The following is a 17255-nucleotide window of genomic DNA, read 5'->3' on the forward strand; positions in this document are numbered from 1 at the left end:
ATTATTTAGGCAATGTGAATAAGTCCTTAATATAGCCATTTTTTGAAATCTCAAGTTATTCCAGATGATCTCGTGTAATGTCGATACGATTTGGCTGTAAATGACGCTTTAAATTCACATCATGCTTTGAAGTGGCCTGTTGCTGCGCATCACTTTCAAACAAATGTTCAAGTTCGGCTAAGGCATTACGATGTGTTTCAAAGATCTTCTGTTCATCAGTATAAATACTTTGCTGCTGTATGAGCAATTTCTCATCATAATCCCGAAAGATTTCGATATTGTTATAGGCTTGTTCATCAGAAATACCCAGTTCTCTCAAAGCACGATAGGCCATACCTAATGAAGATAAATACGTCTCACGCCAAATATATTCAACGCCTAAATCTCTTAAAAGATGTACGTGATGGCGGTCACGAGCACGAGCCAACAGCTTTAAGTGTGGATAATTTAATCTAAGATGGCGAGCGACATTCATTGAATCTTCAACATCATCAATCGCTAAAATAAATACTTTGGCTTTTTCAATACCGGCAGAACGCAGTAAATCGGGTTGGGTCACATCACCATAATAAAGTTTACCGCCGTAGCGTCGGACAAAGTCGACTTGATGAAGATTGTTATCGATTGCGGTAAAGCCTAAGTGTTGTAAGCGGGCAATACGCGCGATAATTTGTCCAAAACGCCCAAAACCAGCAATGATAATCGGGTTATCCTGCTGAGGAATTTCATCGTACTCAGGTGGACGTTCTTTATTAAACAGAGGAATAACCTTCGTTGCCATAAGCCAGTAAATCACTGGGGTAAGTACCATCGACAACGTCACAATAAGAGTCACTGGCTCTAATAGAGCTTGAGTTAAAATCTTCTCACTTTTTGCAAGACTTAAAATGACAAAAGCAAATTCTCCACCTTGTGCCAAGCAAGTTCCCAAAAGTAAACTATTGTTCCAACTGTATTTTTTATAGCGGGCAATGGCAGTCAATATCAGTGTTTTGATAAGCAATAAGCCGACTGCTCCCCCAATAATAAGCATCGGCATTTCAATGAGTAGTGACAACTGGGTGGTCATGCCCACGGTCATAAAGAATAAGCCAAGCAGTAGACCTTTAAACGGTGCAATACTCGCTTCAACCTCGTGACGAAATTCTGAATCTGCTAATAATACACCTGTGAGGAACGCACCTAATGTTGTGCTAATTCCTAAAGTATCCATGAGCAAGACAACAGCAAGAATAATAAATAATCCTACTGCTGTAATAAGCTCAGTCGCTCCACTTTTGGCAACAAAACGGAAAAACGGACGCATTACATAACGACTAAACAGAAATAGACCCGTGAATGTTGCAATAATAGCCGCAAAATAAGCGACCCCATGATGGGTTGACTCTGTGCCTGCTAGTAGTGGAATAATCGCAAGTAATGGAATAGCCGCTATATCTTGAAAGAGCAAAATTGAAAAAGACTGCTGACCGTAGGTCGTGCTGAGTTGTTGTTTCTCAGTCAAAAGCTGTAATACAAAAGCGGTAGAAGACAGTGCGAGCGCAAAACCAATAACAAAGCTGACAGAAAGCTGCTGTTGAAATAATAAGAGTACGATCAGCATAAGAACGCCACCGCTAATGAGGACTTGCAGACTTCCCATCACAAAAATGGAATCGCGCATTTCCCATAAACGTTGTGGTCTTAACTCTAAACCTATGAGGAACATCAATAAAATGACACCGAATTCGGCAAGTTCCATAATGGCTTCAGGGTCATGAGCAATATTTAAAACACTAGGACCAAGAAGCATCCCTGTAAATAAATAGCCTAAAACTGTTGCTATCCCTAGGCGTTTGCCAAGAGGGACTAAAATCAGAGAAGCTCCAAGAAAGATAGTTGCTTGCAGTAGGAATGACATCCATTGCCTCGAATGTATTAGTCTCTTTTAAGTGTAAAGCCAAAAAGGCTTCTTCACACCATCATATTCAAATCATCTAATTAAATTCTTGCGGATCGACATCAATTGATAGCCTGAGTTGATGCAGTCTTGGTGCCTGAACCAATTGAGACCACCATTGTCTTAAGTAAAAATGTAGGCGAGCACGGTCAGCAGATAAAATCACCATATGGGCACGATAGCGTCCCGCTTTACGTTCCATCGGTGCTGGAATAGGTCCCCAAATATCAACAATTTCACCAGCGACTTGACGAAGTTGTTCGGCAGCTTCATTTAAAAAATGTAAGGTATAGTCACGATCTTTGGATTCTGCACGTATTAGTACTGCATAGCGATAAGGTGGCAGCAAAGCAACTTTACGTTCAGCCAGCGTTTGTTTGGCAACCGCGCGATAATCTTTTTCAATGAGCGTGGTTAGTAAAGGGTGGTCGGGTCTTAAGGTTTGTAAATAAACATGGCCTTTATGTTCCCCACGACCTGCACGGCCAGCCACTTGCACAATCAGCTGTGCGGTTCGCTCTGGCGCACGGATGTCTACACTGAGTAAGCCTGCATCAATATCTAAAATGGCAACTAAGGTGACATGTGGAAAATGATGGCCTTTTGCCAACATTTGAGTGCCGAGCAAAATTGTTGGTTTGTTTTGATGAATACGGTCATAGATTTTTTGCCAGCTCCCGACACGACTGGTACTGTCACGATCGACCCGAATGACATCATGTTCTGGAAATAGTTCTTGTAAATGTTCTTCGACCTTAGCTGTTCCTGCACCCAAAGTTTTTAAGCTTTTTTGCTGACATTCAGGGCAATGATCAGGTAAGCGATGAATAGTTCCGCAGTGATGGCAATGTAAATAAGAATAAGGCTGAGTGTGCAAAGTAAAGTGTGCATCACAATGTGGACAATTGGCTTGCCATCCACAGCTTTCACAGACCAGTACGGGTGCATAGCCACGACGGTTTAAAAAGATTAAAACCTGTTCTTTTCTAGCTAATGTATGTTTGATTTGTTCAATAAGGGGCTGGCTAATTCCATGTTGCTTTTTGACAATTTTAAGATCAATCAAATGCATTTTAGGCAAAAGTGCATGTCCAGCACGTTTGTTGAGTTGCAGTGCAGTTAATTTGCCAGTTTCAACCAAATAATAACTATCAATACTGGGTGTTGCCGAGCCTAAAATAACAGGGCAGCTTTGTAAGTGACCGCGGTACAGTGCGACATCACGCGCATGGTAACGGAAGCCTTCTTGTTGCTTATAAGATAGATCATGCTCTTCATCTAAAATGATGAGGCCCAAACGCGGCAGTGGCGTATAGATGGCTGAGCGTGTACCTAAAATAATAGATGCTTTGCCAGTTTGTGCCTGTTGCCATGCTTGTAAGCGTTTAGAGTCATTTAAGCCTGAATGTAATAAAGCAATGTCACAATTAAAACGAGACTTAAAACGAGAAATGGTTTGAGGGGTTAAACCAATTTCAGGGACTAGCACCAGTACTTGTTTACCCTGCTTTAGCACTTCGTGCATGATGTGTAGATAAACTTCGGTTTTACCACTTCCTGTTAAACCATCTAACAAAAAAGCTTGGTATTGATGCTGCGCATTTATGACATGTTGAGTTGCTTGCTTTTGGTCTTCATTGAGCGTGAGTGGCATTTGTGCCAATTGAACAGGCGCTGGACTAAAGTCGTGTGGTTCAAGCGTACAGTCTACCAGCCCTTTCTTTTGAAGCGCTTTAAGGGTAGCTGTTTCTACACCACTTAAATTGAGAATATTCTCTGTCGTTCCGGAAGGGTGTAACTTTAAAATTTGATACGCATCTTGTTGCTTAACAGAGCGCTTTAGCAGGGCTTCAATATTGTCACAAGGAATAATTTTCCAGAGATGGAACAAAACATCCATCGGTTTGCCCTGACGCAATATGGCTGGAAGAGCGGTTTGCATGACCTCGCCAATTGGAAATTGGTAATATTGGGCGGACCATGTCAACAAACTTAAAACTTGTTCATCTAAAATAGGCTGTTCATCTAAAAGTTCAGAAATGGCTTTAAGCTGAAATTTTCCTGTAAATGGCTCATGTGGATTTACTTTTTCAGTAATGATACCAATCAGGTTTTGCCGTCCAAATGAAATGGCGACGCGTGAGCCGACGTGAGCCCGTTCATATTGTGCTTCGGTGAGTGTATAGTCAAAAGTGTCGTACAGATGCACAGGTACGGCTACACGCACTCGATAAACAACTGAATCAGGCTTTGGCGTTATGGTCATAGAGGCTCATTTCGTCAATTTTAAAAAACGGCATAGCGTCGTGAAGAGGACTTGGGTATTCTACACAGGCTATAGAACGAATATGAATGATTGCGTAGCATAGATGCAACAGCAGCGACTATTATTTTTGGAAAATTAGAACATTACCATGCCTGCATATCAATTTACTGCCATTGATGCTTCAGGGAAGCAGCAAAAAGGAGTGCTTGAAGGAGATTCAGCACGCCAGATTCGCCAACAATTACGTGATAAAGCATGGACACCAATTAGCGTTGACCCGGTTGAACAAAAAGATAAACATCAGAGTCAGGGATTATTTCAAAAAAAGTTCAGTGCTTATGATTTGGCACTCATGACCAGACAACTTTCTGTTTTGGTTGCAGCCGCAATCCCTCTAGAAGAAGCTTTACGTGCGGTAAGCAGGCAAAGTGAAAAACCGCATGTGCAAAACCTTTTATTATCTGTCCGTTCTCGCGTTTTAGAAGGGCATTCACTCGCACAAGGTATGCAGCAATCTGGTCGTTTTCCTGACCTCTATATTGCAACAGTCGCAGCTGGTGAGCGTTCGGGGCATTTAGATCTTATTTTAGATCAGCTCTCAGATTACACCGAAAACCGTTTTGCCATGCAAAAGAAAGTTCAGGGCGCCATGATTTACCCCATCATTTTAATGCTGATGTCATTTGGTATTGTGATGGGCTTAATGACTTATGTTGTACCAGAGATTGTAAAAACGTTTGACCAAAGCAAAGATGCCTTGCCGTGGATTACAGTTGCTTTAATGAAAGCCAGTGATTTTATCCGTCATGCTTGGGTGTTTATTATTATTTTTGCAGTTGTAGGAATTGTCGCATTCGTACGATTTTTAAAAACGACTGCTGGGCACTATGCTTTTGATCGATTAACACTCAAATTGCCATTATTCGGTAAACTGTCACGTGGTATTAATTCTGCACGATTTGCCAGTACCTTATCTATTTTGACCCGTTCCGGTGTTCCTTTGGTCGATGCCTTAAAGATTGGTGCAGCAGTGACCAGTAATTGGGTCATCCGCGATTCAATTGCCCATGCAGCTGAGCGTGTTACCGAAGGTGGTAACTTGGGTACACAGCTTGAGCGCAGTGGTTATTTCCCACCAATGATGGTACAAATGATTCGAAGTGGAGAGGCATCAGGCGAACTGGACCGCATGTTAGAACGTGCATCGACCATGCAAGACCGTGAGGTTACAACATTTATTTCAACCTTACTGGCATTACTTGAACCCCTTATGCTGGTTCTAATGGCAAGCATTGTACTGGTTATTGTAATCGCGGTTATGCTGCCAATCGTAAATATGAACAATATGATTTAATAACTTTGATATTAGAGATAATGATGAAAGTAAAAAATATTCAAAGCGAAACAGCGATGGAACAACAAAGTGAATCTGCGGTTTCAAATCAGTTTGAGCCAACGTGTCATACCGAGCATAGCTCTCAATCAGATGTTTGCTCCTCAAGCGTAGCTTTCGGACTTGCGGCACGTTCGAGCGGTGCTCGAATGAAACGGGCCTCAGGCTTTACCCTCATTGAAGTCATGGTTGTGATTGTAATTTTAGGCGTGTTAGCAGCGTTAATCGTACCAAATGTCATGGGGCGTAGTGAAAAAGCTAAAATTGATACCACCCAAATTACATTAAAAGGTGTGGCAGGTGCTTTAGATCAGTACAAGCTTGATAACGGACATTTCCCAACCATGCAAGAAGGTGGGCTAGATGCTTTAGTTAATCAACCAGCAACAGCAAAAAACTGGATGCCGGGTGGATATGTTAAAGGTGGTTATCCTAAAGACAGTTGGAAAAATGATATTCAATATGTCATTCCTGGGGCAGATGGTCGCGCTTTTGATTTGTATTCATTTGGAGCAGATGGCAAAGATGGTGGTGAGGGTAATGATGCGGATATTTATTATCAGCCTTAATTAAAAATATAATAGAGATTATCAATTCAGTTAAAAAGATAAACCGATAAATTCGAATTGATAATCTCTCTTAATCATAGAAATATAATAAATATATGAAAAATATAAATTAAAATTAATAATGATATTTGAGAGTTATAATAAGAATTATTCCCATATTTAATAGTTACAAGAAAGTTAAAATGTAGAGAAAAATAAGCTATATATTTAAATAAAAGCTTTGCATAATAAATAAAAAGCACTTTATTCAATTAAAAGGAGAGATTAAATGAAAGCATTTCTCATATTAGATGAACTGACTCAGTTTCATTGGGTAATGCTCAAGTCTGTCCTATTGATTTTGGGTTTATTGCCGATTGCTGAAGTTTTTTTAAAGCTATGGCTGAGTACAGAGGGAAGTAGCCAGATTATGATTGGCTTCTTTGCACTAAGTATTGTGAGTGCATGGTTGATGGTAAGCTTCTTTACAGCATTGAAAGCGAGTGTCTGGCAAGCTAAACAAATCTCTACTCAATATGAGCAATGGCTTTTTAAAGCTTATCGTTATGTACCTATGGTCTTTTTATCAAGCCTAGTTGCTTATTTATCTTTGGAACTATCTATCGCTTTTTAATGATATTTTAAAACCAAATTTTTAGATAAAACGTAGACTAAACATCTACGTTTTATTTTTTAACTGGACTTAAAAACAGGGTGTTTCTTTATTTGTACATATTATATGCTTCAAATCAGATAATTAAGAACATGAGAAAAAGTAAATGGAACAAATCGAGTGGAATGATTTTTTAAAGGTAGAACTTCGTGTTGGTAAAATTATTGAAGCTGAAGTTTTCGAAAAGGCGCGTAAACCTGCCTATATTTTACATGTAGATTTTGGTGAAGAATTGGGTGTACGTAAATCAAGTGCACAGATTACCAAACTCTATCAACCACAAGATTTGATTGGTAAGTTAGTTGTTGCTGTGGTGAATTTCCCTAAAAAACAAATAGGGCCTATTCAGTCAGAATGTTTGGTGACAGGGTTTCATAACGCAGATGGGGATGTCGCACTTTGTATCCCAGAGTTTGAAGTTCCTCTGGGTACAAAGTTATTGTAAATTAGCGGCGGGATTTAAAAGAAACGTCAACTTTACGTGGACGATACACCCAACCTAAAATCAGCAGTAATACTGCAAATCCTAATACTGGATAATCACCTAAACGGTTGTAAAGGGTTTGACCTTGCATGGCAGGTAAATCACCTCTCAAGACAAACTCTTTATCGAGCGGTGCTTGTTCAGTGATATGACCATTTTGATCAATAAACGCTGTTACGCCTGTGTTGGTTGCACGAATAAACCAGCGACCATTTTCTTTAGCACGCATCTGCACCATTTGTAAGTGTTGCCATGGCCCAGCAGTACCTGTAAACCAAGCGTCATTAGATACAGTCACTAAAAAGTCGCTGTCTTCTGCATTACGACGGGTAAGGTTCGGATAAGCCACTTCATAACAAATTGCAGCAGCAAGTGCATGCCCTTTAATCATGAGTGGTTTCTGGTTACTCTCGCCACGTGAAAAACCGCTCATGCTAATATCATTTTGCATGGCCGGTAATACCCATGAGAGTAAACCTGACAGTGGAATATATTCACCAAAAGGTACAAGACGCTGCTTTTTATATAAACCACTTGCATCACTGCCAGAAGCCATAATACTGTTGTAATATAAAGGACTACCTACTTCATGAGATTTGGTAACATCCCAGTAAGGAATTCCAGTTACCCATGCAGTGTGGTTCTTTTTAGCTTGTGCATCCATTGCATCCAAAAACGGTTCAATGTCAGTTTGGAAGAGTGGAATTGATGATTCAGGCCATACAATTAAGTCACGCCCCCATTCAGATTGAGTCAGACCAGCATAAATTTCTAATGTTCTAACTTGATATTCAGTCAGCCATTTTAAATCTTGTGGAATGTTGCCTTGAATGAGCGAAACGCTAAGTGGTTTAGCAGCTTTAGGTTTTACAAACTGTATATATGATGCTCCCCATGCGCCTAAAACCAATAGGGCAGATGGGATAACCCAGAAAATACGCTTACGTAGAACTTCAACTAAAGCACAGGCTAATACAATGACAACGAAGGAAATTGCATAAATACCAAATAACGGCGCATAACCATCGATTAAACGTTCAGTAAAAGCGTAACCTACAAACAGCCATGGGAAACCTGTAAATACCCAAGTTTTTGCCCACTCAAAAACAATCCAGAGTGGTGCAAAAGTCAGTGGTGTTTCAGGGAAGAAACGTCGGTAAACCCAAGTCTGAAACGCGGTAAATAAGCCCATCACAAGGGCCATAACTGCAATCATACAAACGCTTAGAAACGCATTAGTATCACCATAGACATGGATTGAAGTGTAGAGCCAGAAAGCGCCTACAAACCATAAACCGAAGCCATAGCTTAAGCCAATAGCAAATGCTTGTTTGGCAGAGCGTTTATGTAATGATGCATAGAGTAGGGCTGGAGACAAAATTGCCAACCACCACCAATAATAAGGTGCCAGTGAAAAACTGAACACGGCACCTGAAAATAAAGCAATGAGTAAAGGAAAAATTAAAGGAAGCTGTTTTTGTTGTTGCGAAGAATCTAACAGCTTTTCAAAGTATGCTCTCATTGACGTACAGCTCGAATCAGATGAATAGTGCGGGCATCTGCTTCAACAATTGTAAATAACCAATTTCCAAGCTCAACAGTTTGACCTTGTAAATCACTTACCAGACCAATCTCTTGAAGTAATAAACCGCCGACAGTTTCTACTTCATCGTCAGAAAAATCAGCATCTAAAACAGTATTGAAATGTTCGATTGGTGTAAGTGCTTGCACCATCCATGCATTTGCTACCGTATGGTCATTGTCAGGGACAATATACTGAGCATCTTCATCAGCAGTGTCATGTTCATCTTCGATTTCGCCAACGATTTCTTCAAGAATATCTTCGAGCGTTACAAGACCTGCTGTTGAACCATATTCATCAATCACAATGGCAATGTGAGTCTGAGTGTGTTTCAACATGCGTAGTACCTGATCGGAACGCGCACTTTCTGGAACAAATAAGGGTTGACGCATAAGAACTCGAATATCAACTTTGGTATTCGGTTCGGTGAGAAACGGCAACAAATCTTTTGCGAGCAAAATCCCGACAACATTATCAGGCTGATCAGAAGAGAAGACTGGAAAGCGCGAGTGAGCAGACTCGACCAGTACATCAAGAATATCAAGTAACTGATCATCTTCTTGCAAACTGATCATTGCTGTTCGTGGTGTCATGACTTCACGAATTTTTGTAGCGGGAAGGTCAAGAACACCTTCAAGCATGGCAACAGTATCTGGTTCTAAAAAGCGGCGTGAATTTTGGACTAATTTTAATAATTCATCACGGGTTTCTGGTGCTGTACCTAACCATTTTCGTAAGCCGCGCATTCCCCACGACGGACCTGGTTCCTCTTGCATGATCTTTCCTAAAGACTCAATCTATCAAATGAATACTTTGAATCATACCGAAGAAAACATGCTTATGCATCTATAAAACAAGCTAAAAGACAAAACGCATATTGTTATGTAAAAGCTAGTTACAGTTAACAGGTCAGTAATGTGTTTATGCTAAAATATGAAAATTCTATTTGTTCGAGTTTGTCATGTCGGAACAATCAATTTCTCCTACTGTCCAAATTAATACACGTGGTTTACGTTGTCCTGAACCTGTCATGATGTTGCATCAAGCGATTCGTAAGGCAAAATCAGGAGATGTTGTTGAAGTGTTGGCAACTGACCCTTCGACTTCATGGGATATTCCCAAGTTTTGTATGCATTTAGGGCATGAATTATTGCTCAAAGAAGAAGTTCTGGATGACCAGAACCATAAAGAATACCGTTATCTAGTACAGAAAGGGTAATAGCAGGATAAGGCTTCTAATCTAGAATATTAGAAGCCATTTTATAATTAAACTTTAATTTGAAATGATAATTTTTTACAAATAAGAATCATTATATAATTTATAAAATTAAGTATATAAATGACGTATAAAAATGAATGATTATTTTGTGAAACGAAGCTTATTTATTTGTCTTTGGTTTTTCTCTATTGCTGGTTTATTAAATCTAGAAATCCCGTGGTTATCTGAAACTCTTGCCACCATTATTTTAGTTACTCTTATTATTTTTGGCTCAATTCTGTTGGGTTATAGAAATACATCTTTTGCTCCCGAACCAAAGATAAGGATGAGTTTGATCTTACATACAAGATTGATGGGATTTATGTTAATTCTTGATTTATTATTTGGAAAATCATTTTGGTATTTCGATTTAGCGCGAAACTTTGGTTTTCTTGGCCTGTTTTTATTAGGTACCTTTATTTTCTATAAAAAGAACCTCAATTTAAACGTAGCAAAAATACCGCCTTTTCAATAAGTGAATTCCAATAAAAAGCCCCGAATAATCGAGGCTTTTTTATATTACATGTTTGGATATGAGCCGCGACTAAAGCGGCGCAAGGACTATCCAAATTACATATTTGGATAGTTAGGACCACCGCCGCCTTCTGGCGTTACCCATGTGATGTTTTGAGATGGGTCTTTGATGTCACAGGTCTTACAGTGAACACAGTTTGCTGCGTTGATCTGGAAGCGTTTAGAGCCATCATTATCTTCCATAATTTCGTAAACACCAGCAGGGCAGTAGCGCTGTGCAGGCTCATCCCATTTTGGTAAGTTCACATTCACTGGAATTGAAGGATCCGTAAGCTTCAAGTGAGCTGGCTGGTTTTCTTCATGAACAGTGTTTGAAATAAATACAGAAGACAAGCGGTCAAAAGTCAATTTGCCATCTGGTTTTGGATAGTTTGGCTTAAAGCTAGTGGCATCAACCGTTTTCAATGCAGCGAAGTCTTGCTTCAAGTCATGCAAGGTAAATGGCACTTTAAAGACATTTTGGTCGATAAAGTTAAATGCACCACCAATCCACTGACCAAATTTATGCATTGCTGGGCCAAAGTTACGAGAGTTGTAAAGCTCTTCTTTTAACCAGCTGTTGTTAAATTTGTCAGTGTATGAAGTCAATTCTTTAGTGAATAAATCTTCGCCTTCAGTAACACGTGCAATCGCAAGGTCACCGCCTTTTTCCACACCAGCAGCAATGGCTTCAAATACAGCTTCACCACATAACATGCCTGATTTCATGGCAGTGTGTGAACCTTTGATTTTTGCAAAGTTTAAGAAACCTGCATCATCACCAATTAAGCAACCGCCTGGGAAAGTTAATTTAGGCAATGAGTTGAAACCACCTTTCACTACAGCACGTGCGCCGTAAGAAATACGCTTACCACCTTCTAAATACTGTTTAATCAGTGGATGAGTTTTCCAGCGCTGCATTTCCATAAATGGATACATGTGTGGATTTTCATAAGACAAGTCCACAATCATACCCAAAGTCACTTGGTTGTTTTCAGCGTGATATAACCACCAGCCACCAGAAGAAGCTGTTTCGGCTAAAGGCCAACCTGCGCCATGCATGACTAAGCCTGGCTTATGTTTTGCTGGGTCGATTTCCCAAAGCTCTTTAATCCCGATCCCGTAGTGCTGTGGATCAACATTTTTATCAAGATTATATTTTGCAATTAGGCGTTTACCTAAGTGACCACGGCAACCTTCAGCAAAGAGAGTGTATTTAGCGTGAAGTTCATAGCCCGGAGTAAAGTTGTGCGTTGGCTCGCCATCTTTACCAATACCCATGTCACCTGTTTGAATACCTTTTACAGTACCGTCTTCATGGTAAAGCACTTCAGACGCAGCAAAGCCAGGGAAGATAGAAACTTCTAGTTCTTCAGCTTTTTGTCCTAACCAGCGAACCACGTTACCTAAAGAGATCACATAGTTACCATCATTATGCATGGTTTTAGGAACCATCCAGTGAGGCACTTCTTTTGATGTGGTGTCTGAAAGTAAGAAGAATGTCTTGTCTTCAGTGACTGGTACATTAAGAGGCGCGCCTTCTTCTTTCCAGTTCGGGAAAAGTTCATTGATGGCACGTGGCTCAAGCACAGCACCAGACAAGATATGCGCACCTACTTCAGAGCCTTTTTCAACTACACAAACAGAAAGATCGGGTAAGTTATTTTCAATCGCTAATTGACGGATCTTGATCGCAGCAGACAGACCGGCAGGTCCTGCACCTACGATGACAACGTCAAACTCCATCGATTCACGTTCGATGTGTTCCATGTAGGACTCCTCAATACTTAAAGGTGGCAACCGTCATATTCAGAAATTCGGTGCTGCCGTGAGTGTTTTAATCCATAGGCGCAAATATGCTATTGTGCCTTTTATCGTTTTGGCTAGTATAGTTTTAAACCATGATCTAGCCAATTGGCTGAGTCGTCATATTTTCTCGTCAGCAAGGCATAAACTATGGTAAATCAAAATAATTCCCCATCGGATATGGGAAAAATACCGTTATCTGATGATAAAAACTTAATGAACATTGCACAATACTTAAAAGGTGTACAGCAAAGTCACAAAAGGTCAATTCCACCTTTAGAGCAGTGGCATCCAAAGCATTGCGGCAAAATGGATTTGACGGTTAAAGCCAATGGAGAATGGTGGCACGAAGGTCAATTAATTAAGCGCCAAGCTCTATTAGATCTATTTACCAGAGTCCTATGGAAAGAAGAAGGGAAATTCTACCTGAAAACCCCTGTAGAACAAATTGAAATTGAGGTTGAAGATGAACCTTTATTAGTCAATCAAGTAGATCAAGTTGAAATTTCAGGTGATCAATTTTTACAACTCACAACGACTAATCAAGATGTGATTTTGGTTGATGCTGAACATCCAATTTTTATGCGTGAATATGCAGGGGAGTTACGTCCTTATGTACATGTACGTTTTGGAATTAATGCACTGATTCAACGTCAGGCTTTCTATCACTTGGTGAACTATGGAACACTCATCGAAAATGATAATGGTGAAACCATTTTAGAGCTAAAAAGTGGTAATTTGCTCTTGCAATTAGGCACTTGAGGTTTAAGCTTTAGGAAGTGAAATTTTCTGACACTTCAGTACAGCCATGACAGCCATACAACCTTTATTTACCGATCTAGAACCTATGCCTAACGCATCTGCTGATGCTCCAATTGGTATTTTTGATTCGGGAATTGGGGGAATGTCAGTTGCAGCAGAAATAGCTAGATATTTGCCAAATGAACGTATTGTGTATTATGCCGATACAGCCTATGTTCCTTATGGCCCACGTTCTGATGACGAAATCAGAGAACTTACGGCTCGAGCCGTTGATTGGTTATATCGCCAAGGTTGTAAAATTGCGGTGGTTGCCTGTAATACAGCTTCAGCATTTAGTCTTGACCATTTACGTGAACATTATGGTGAACACTTTCCAATCGTAGGGTTAGTTCCAGCATTAAAACCTGCCGTATTACAGACACGTTCTAAAGTGGTTGCTGTGTTGGCCACACCTGCTACTTTTCGTGGGCAACTTATTAAAGATGTTGTTGAGAAGTTTGCTGTTCCGGCGGGTGTTAAAGTAATGACCTTAACCAGCCTTGAACTTGTTCCTTGTGTCGAAGCAGGGCAGCAAATGAGCCCTGTATGTTTGAATGCATTAAAAGAGGTTTTACAGCCTGCAGCCGATCAAGGGGCTGACTATTTAGTGCTCGGTTGTACGCATTATCCTTTCCTAAATGAAGCAATTCATCATCTTTTTGATAACCAATTCACACTGGTTGATTCGGGATTCGCAGTTGCCCGACAAACAGCCCGTATTTTAATAAAAAATGCGTTATTATGTGACCAAATAGGTCAGAATGTTGCACGTATTGAATGTTACGTCAGCGGAAATAATGCCGACGCACTGCAACCTGTTTTACAACATATGATTCCACAAGAGTTAACTTGGACACTTCATAATCTGAACTGATCTTTTAGCATCATTTAGAACATAGTGTTTTTTTAGATTTATTATTTTATTTGGGGCGGTTCATGATCTTGGCTGATTTTAAGTCACATACAGATCATGAGGCGAAAGGGTATTGTTATGCTCGATACACGCTATCAGATTTTTATTTCAACGTCCGGCCGCGATATGCAGCCAGAGCGAATGGTTTTGTCTCAAACCTTGGTGGGGATGGGTTTCTTTGCTTGGGGATTAGAACATCGTACACCTTTAACAACTACACTTGCACGTCGACAGATTGATGAATGTGATTATGTAATCTTACTTTTAGGAAGTCAGTATGGAGAGCAATCGATTTCTGGGGTAAGCTATTTGTCTTTAGAATATGAATATGCGTTAAGTCTGGCTAAACCTACTATTGTGTTCATGCATGAACAGCCTGAAAACCGTGAAATACATTTACAAGAAACACATCCACAACTTAAAGATAAATTTCTCGCTTTTAGAAAAAAGTTATTACTCGAAGCAGATCATATTTTTTACTTCAAAACCCTACGTGAACTAGAGTTAGCAGTTCGTTTAAATATACCTGTAATGATTGAGCAATATAGGGGACAAGGCTGGGTTCCTGCTCATCAAGCTCAGCAGTTAGAAGATGAAATTAAGCTATTAAAAAGTAAAATTTCGCAGTTAGAGCAGCAAGTAACCGAGCCGTCAACACAGTTAAACGAAGTCGCACCGCAAGATATTTTTGTATTTGAATATCAGATTCAAGCATTTCAGGATGGCAACTTTAAAGAGCTTAAACGTCAACGACAAATGACGTGGACTCAGTTGTTAAGCGTGCTGGCAAAGCGCTTTGAAACAGCGGTGCCAGAAGAGAATTTTGGAACTTGTCTAAATGAATATTTAAATCAGGCAGGCTTGGAAGATGCTCGTCAGGAATTACCTCGTGCACATGCGGTGGCCTGCGCACAGATTAATCATAAAGCGCTGTTTCGAATTAAAAATCAAATGCAATCACAAGGCTGGATTGTTCCAACTCAAACTGAACAATCATATGGGTTATGGAAACTAACGACCAAAGCTCAAAAGATATTGCTGAGCTATAAATGGAACCATCGGGGTATTCGATTAAAAGCTTAGGGCGATTCAATTTATATATGACACTGAAAACTGTTACATTAGTGTCATAAGATGAACTGAAAGGCATTTACACATGTCGTTTGAACAAAAACCGAAAGTTACTGTCATTTTAGCGAATTTAGGCACACCAGATGAGGCGACTGTGCCTGCGGTGCGCCGTTTTTTAAAACAGTTTTTATCTGATTCACGCGTGATTGAAATACCGAAACTGATCTGGTGGGTTATTTTAAATCTGTTTGTTTTACCTTTTCGCCCGAAAAGAGTAGCGCATGCCTATGCTTCAGTATGGTCAGCAGACTCACCAATGCGTGAAATTGTGTTTGAACAAACTAAACATGTGCAGGCTTATTTAGAGCAAGAAAATAAACAGTTTGATTTAACTGTTTTACCTGCAATGACTTATGGTAATCCGGGGATTGATGCGGTTTTAAAAAAATTGGCGACTAACCCGCAAGAGCATGTCATTTTATTGCCTTTATTTCCTCAATATTCTGCAACATCTACAGCGCCGTTATACGATGCATTTGCAAAATGGATTCCAGCCCAACGTAACTTGCCGGGACTGACCATTATTAAAGACTATTATCAACATCCAATGTTTATTCAAGCGTTGGCAGAAAGCGTTTTAGCCTACCAAGAGCAGCATGGTAAACCTGAAAAACTACTGATGTCATTTCACGGGATTCCACAGCCATATGCAGACAAAGGCGATCCTTATGCAGACCGTTGTCGTATTACAGCAAAGCTGGTGGCAGATGCTTTACATTTAAAAGATGATGAATGGGCAATTAGCTTCCAGTCACGTTTTGGTAAACAAGAATGGGTTAAACCATATACAGACCAGCTTTTACAAGATTGGGCGAAGCAAGGGATTAAGTCTGTTCAGGTATTAAGCCCAGCTTTTTCTGCCGATTGTTTAGAAACCCTTGAAGAACTCGCGATTCAAAATGCTGAGTTGTTTCAACAAGCTGGTGGTGGTAGCTATGCTTATATTCCTGCTTTAAATAGCGATCAGGCTCATATTGATTTGCTTGCAGGTTTAGTTCAGGCTAATCTTGATGCCCTTACTTATACCTTAGCCCACCGTTAATTGTGTTTTAGCCAGAGGTTTTTATGCTGCAAGTCAAAATTGTTCCAGTTACTGCTTTTGCTCAAAATTGTTCTTTAGTTTGGGACAGTGAAACAAAAGAAGCAGTTTTGATTGATGCGGGTGGCGACGCTGCTGTGTTGAAAAAAGAAGTAGAAGCCTTGGGTTTAGAAGTGAAGGCCCTTTGGCTGACTCATGGGCATTTAGACCATGCTGGAGCGGTAGGTGAGCTTGCCAAAGAATGGAGCGTCCCAGTTATTGGTCCACATAAAGAAGATCAGTTCTGGCTAGACATGATTCAGGAAGTATCAGCACGTTATGGCTTTCCAATTCCTCAGCCTGTTAAAGTCGATCAATGGCTTGAAGGTGGGGAAGTACTCAAACTGGGTGAAGATGAGTTTGAGGTGCGCTTTGCACCGGGGCATACACCAGGTCATGTTATTTTCTATAATAAAAACCATGGCTTACTTTGGACAGGCGATGTTCTGTTTAAAGGTTCGATTGGGCGAACAGACTTCCCGCGTGGTAATCATGATCAGTTGATTGAATCGATTAAACGTGAGTGTTTTAGTTTGCCAGATGATACTCAGTTTATTTCTGGACATGGCCCGATGAGTACCATTGGCTATGAAAAACAATTTAACCCGTTTGTCGCGGGTAAAGCAGGTTAATCCTCATAATCATCTTCATTTTGACTACCCTTGTCTTGCTGAGGAGCATCTTGGGTAGGCAATCTATATTCATCGTTTGCCCAAGCGCCTAAATCAATTAATTTACAGCGCTCTGAACAAAACGGACGAAATTCGTTACCTTCCCAAACACTTGGTTCACCACAACGTGGGCAGGGAAATGTACGTGGCATAAAGCGATATCCTCAAAGTGAAGAGAAATAGATTAGGCAAAAGTCAG

At 40.2% G+C, this 17255-nt stretch carries 17 protein-coding genes; 11 read left to right on the forward strand and 6 right to left on the reverse strand.

The features are described from left to right. Positions 1–55: 55 nt before the first annotated feature. The gene (locus ACINWC141_RS16495) at positions 56–1900 is read right to left on the reverse strand and encodes a monovalent cation:proton antiporter-2 (CPA2) family protein (RefSeq protein ID WP_009393274.1); all 1845 of its coding nucleotides are present in this window, start codon (positions 1898–1900) and stop codon (positions 56–58) included. Positions 1901–1976: 76 nt separating this feature from the next. Then, entirely contained in the window at positions 1977–4205 is a 2229-nt protein-coding gene (locus ACINWC141_RS16500; RefSeq protein WP_009393081.1) for a primosomal protein N', read from the reverse strand. Positions 4206–4353: 148 nt separating this feature from the next. On the opposite strand from ACINWC141_RS16500, the gene gspF reads away from it, so the two are divergent. The 4 genes from gspF to ACINWC141_RS16520 all read left to right on the forward strand — a co-directional run bounded on the left by gspF (position 4354) and on the right by ACINWC141_RS16520 (position 7264). Next, entirely contained in the window at positions 4354–5559 is a 1206-nt protein-coding gene (gene gspF / locus ACINWC141_RS16505) for a type II secretion system inner membrane protein GspF (protein WP_005301929.1), read from the forward strand. A gap of 23 nt (positions 5560–5582) precedes the next feature. Beyond that, entirely contained in the window at positions 5583–6167 is a 585-nt protein-coding gene (gene gspG / locus ACINWC141_RS16510) for a type II secretion system major pseudopilin GspG (protein WP_009393239.1), read from the forward strand. Positions 6168–6435: 268 nt separating this feature from the next. Beyond that, positions 6436–6780, forward strand: a complete 345-nt coding sequence (locus tag ACINWC141_RS16515; RefSeq protein ID WP_009393060.1) for a hypothetical protein — start codon at positions 6436–6438, stop codon at positions 6778–6780. 145 nt (positions 6781–6925) lie between these two features. Then, on the forward strand, positions 6926–7264 hold the full coding sequence (locus tag ACINWC141_RS16520; protein WP_009393272.1) for a tRNA-binding protein: 339 nt from the start codon (positions 6926–6928) through the stop codon (positions 7262–7264). Position 7265: 1 nt separating this feature from the next. Here the strand turns inward: ACINWC141_RS16520 and lnt are convergent, their stop codons facing one another. Together lnt and ACINWC141_RS16530 are read right to left on the reverse strand one after the other, a co-directional pair. Beyond that, on the reverse strand, positions 7266–8825 hold the full coding sequence (lnt, locus tag ACINWC141_RS16525; protein ID WP_009393011.1) for an apolipoprotein N-acyltransferase: 1560 nt from the start codon (positions 8823–8825) through the stop codon (positions 7266–7268). Next, complete coding sequence (locus tag ACINWC141_RS16530; RefSeq protein ID WP_009393056.1) at positions 8822–9661, reverse strand: CorC family transporter; 840 nt, start codon at positions 9659–9661, stop codon at positions 8822–8824. The genes lnt and ACINWC141_RS16530 overlap by 4 nt, the downstream gene beginning before the upstream one ends. A gap of 185 nt (positions 9662–9846) precedes the next feature. On the opposite strand from ACINWC141_RS16530, the gene tusA reads away from it, so the two are divergent. Further along, complete coding sequence (gene tusA / locus ACINWC141_RS16535) at positions 9847–10104, forward strand: sulfurtransferase TusA (RefSeq protein ID WP_004640919.1); 258 nt, start codon at positions 9847–9849, stop codon at positions 10102–10104. A gap of 133 nt (positions 10105–10237) precedes the next feature. Next, positions 10238–10618 (forward strand): hypothetical protein, encoded by a 381-nt coding sequence (locus tag ACINWC141_RS20410; protein WP_009393042.1) that lies wholly within the window; start codon positions 10238–10240, stop codon positions 10616–10618. Between the two features lie 95 nt (positions 10619–10713). Here the strand turns inward: ACINWC141_RS20410 and ACINWC141_RS16545 are convergent, their stop codons facing one another. Then, positions 10714–12426: an electron transfer flavoprotein-ubiquinone oxidoreductase gene (locus ACINWC141_RS16545; RefSeq protein ID WP_009392990.1), complete on the reverse strand. Its 1713-nt coding sequence runs from the start codon at positions 12424–12426 to the stop codon at positions 10714–10716. Between the two features lie 186 nt (positions 12427–12612). Here ACINWC141_RS16545 and ACINWC141_RS16550 point away from each other — a divergent pair, with 186 nt between their 5' ends. The 5 genes from ACINWC141_RS16550 (at position 12613) to ACINWC141_RS16570 (ending at position 17017) form a co-directional block, all read left to right on the forward strand. Then, a complete protein-coding gene (locus tag ACINWC141_RS16550; protein WP_009393114.1) occupies positions 12613–13224 on the forward strand; it encodes a DUF1285 domain-containing protein in 612 nt (203 codons plus the stop codon). A 46-nt stretch (positions 13225–13270) separates the two neighbouring features. Next, complete coding sequence (murI, locus tag ACINWC141_RS16555; RefSeq protein WP_009392955.1) at positions 13271–14137, forward strand: glutamate racemase; 867 nt, start codon at positions 13271–13273, stop codon at positions 14135–14137. 117 nt (positions 14138–14254) lie between these two features. After that, positions 14255–15259 (forward strand): DUF4062 domain-containing protein, encoded by a 1005-nt coding sequence (locus ACINWC141_RS16560; RefSeq protein WP_009393066.1) that lies wholly within the window; start codon positions 14255–14257, stop codon positions 15257–15259. A 73-nt stretch (positions 15260–15332) separates the two neighbouring features. After that, positions 15333–16349, forward strand: a complete 1017-nt coding sequence (gene hemH / locus ACINWC141_RS16565) for a ferrochelatase (protein ID WP_009393231.1) — start codon at positions 15333–15335, stop codon at positions 16347–16349. Positions 16350–16372: 23 nt separating this feature from the next. Continuing rightward, complete coding sequence (locus ACINWC141_RS16570; protein ID WP_009393218.1) at positions 16373–17017, forward strand: MBL fold metallo-hydrolase; 645 nt, start codon at positions 16373–16375, stop codon at positions 17015–17017. Here ACINWC141_RS16570 and ACINWC141_RS16575 read toward each other — a convergent pair. Further along, positions 17014–17208, reverse strand: a complete 195-nt coding sequence (locus ACINWC141_RS16575; RefSeq protein ID WP_009393012.1) for a DNA gyrase inhibitor YacG — start codon at positions 17206–17208, stop codon at positions 17014–17016. The genes ACINWC141_RS16570 and ACINWC141_RS16575 overlap by 4 nt on opposite strands. Between the last annotated feature and the right edge of the window lie 47 nt (positions 17209–17255).

The sequence above is a fragment of the Acinetobacter sp. WC-141 genome, assembly GCF_000313935.1.
Taxonomy (GTDB): Bacteria; Pseudomonadota; Gammaproteobacteria; order Pseudomonadales; family Moraxellaceae; genus Acinetobacter.